Genomic DNA, 1522 nt, shown 5'->3' with positions numbered 1-1522 from the left:
GAGAGCATGGGTTTTCGCGACGCGCGCCTGGGGCGGGCGTCAGCAACAGTGAATGTCGGCCACGCAGAGCGGGGTCACGCCGATGAGCGCCAGCTCGATGGCGGCGCGAACGGAGGCGGGACGGGGCGACATGCGCAGAAATATGTACGACTTTTCTGCGCATGTCAACGCGCGGTGCGGGCCGGCCCCTGTGATGCCTGTCAATTCCCGGGGTAGGCCCAGGGGTTGGCACGGCAGCGAATGCCGTCATGGTTGAGGAACTTGGTCTGCTGCTGCATGACCGGGGCGAGGTCGCCGTCCTTGTCGCAGGTGACGTGGTTGTAGCCGAGCCGGTGCCCGACCTCGTGGTTGATCAGCATCTGCCGGTAGGCGTGGATCTTGTCACCGTACGTCGGCGAGCCCTGCGCCCACCGGTAGGCGTTGATCATCACGCGCTCGGTCGCGGCCGAGTCGCACGAGACGTTGTCCACGGTGGTGTCCAGGCCGGACTTGGCACACCAGTCGGCGGTCGTGCCGGGGCTGGCGAGAGTGATCACGAAGTCGGGTGTGCCGGAGTAGACGCGCTCGAAGGTGTTCGCGCCGTTGTGGGCCCAGCTCCGCTGGTCGTTGAGCGTCTTCTGCACGGCCTCGGCGAAGAGCTCGCCGTCCAGCCCGAGCCCCTGCTCCACGTCCACGCGGTAGGTGTGCTTCTGCCCCGCACCGGGCGCCTTCGCGATTCCGGGAACGGCCTCGAACTTGCCCGAGCCCTTGGCCTTGGCGCCGAGCGGGTACGTCCTGGCCATCTTCTCGTCGTACGTGAGCGGCTTCGCGTCCGAGTCCGGGGCCGGGGTCTGCCCGCCCCCGTGGGGCGCGGAGCCCCGGAGGTCGCGGGCCTGGTCGGTGGCGGACTGCGACTGCACGTCGGCACCGCCCTGGTCGTCGGCGACCTGGCCGGCGACGACCACGGCCAGCACGGTGGTGACGGCGGCGGCCGCGATGCCGGTGAAGGTACGGCCCTTGCCGCCCTTGACCGGCGCGGGCGCGCCGGTGGGCTCCGCTTCGCCGTCGTGGTCCTGGTCGTCGAAGGAGGTGTCGGCCGGAGTGCCCGCGCTCCAGTCCGTGACGGAGGCGTAGGCGTCCGCCGCGTGCGCGGAGGCGGCCGTACGGGGTGCGAAAAGGTCGTCCCCTTCGCCGAAGGCGTCGACGTACTCCTGCCGCGGCCCGGGCACGGATGCCCGCCGCTGCCGCGGTATGGGAGCGGGGCCCCGGTCGGTCTCCCTCAACTCACCCCAGCCGCCCCCGGGTTCCCGCTGCTCGGGGTGGCCTCCCCGAGCATGGGGGAAGCCGTGCGCGGGGGTGCCGTCGGGCAGCCGCGGAACGCCGCGCCCGGGGATGCCGTCCGGACTCCATCCGTTCGGCAGCTGAGGCGTCCCGTACGGCGGCGTGCCGGAGCCCGGTGCCGGCCCGGAACCCGGTGCCGGCCGCGGCCCCGGCGTACGGCGAGGGCCCGCGCCGGGCGGCGGCCAGCCGCCCTGCCCGGCGC

General features: G+C 72.7%; 2 protein-coding genes. Both read right to left on the bottom strand.

Annotated features, from left to right (window positions below; all coding sequences use genetic code 11):
- Positions 1-39: 39 nt before the first annotated feature.
- Complete coding sequence (locus ACFTZL_RS44805) at positions 40-132, bottom strand: Ms4533A family Cys-rich leader peptide (RefSeq protein ID WP_310851085.1); 93 nt, start codon at positions 130-132, stop codon at positions 40-42.
- A gap of 68 nt (positions 133-200) precedes the next feature.
- Positions 201-1522, bottom strand: a 1322-nt coding sequence (locus tag ACFTZL_RS44800; RefSeq protein WP_382596367.1) for a DUF3152 domain-containing protein, incomplete at its 5' end; no start/stop codon positions are given.

The sequence above is a fragment of the Streptomyces sp. NPDC056948 genome (genome assembly GCF_042674225.1).
Lineage (GTDB): Bacteria > Actinomycetota > Actinomycetes > Streptomycetales > Streptomycetaceae > Streptomyces > Streptomyces purpurascens.
Note: the sequence above shows the minus strand (reverse complement) of the source record. Positions and strands in the feature narration are given on the sequence as shown.

What these genes read in the sequence shown, in the direction of transcription:
- ACFTZL_RS44805 (WP_310851085.1), bottom strand. Translation starts at nt 132, where the DNA reads ATGTCGCCCCGTCCCGCCTCCGTTCGCGCCGCCATCGAGCTGGCGCTC.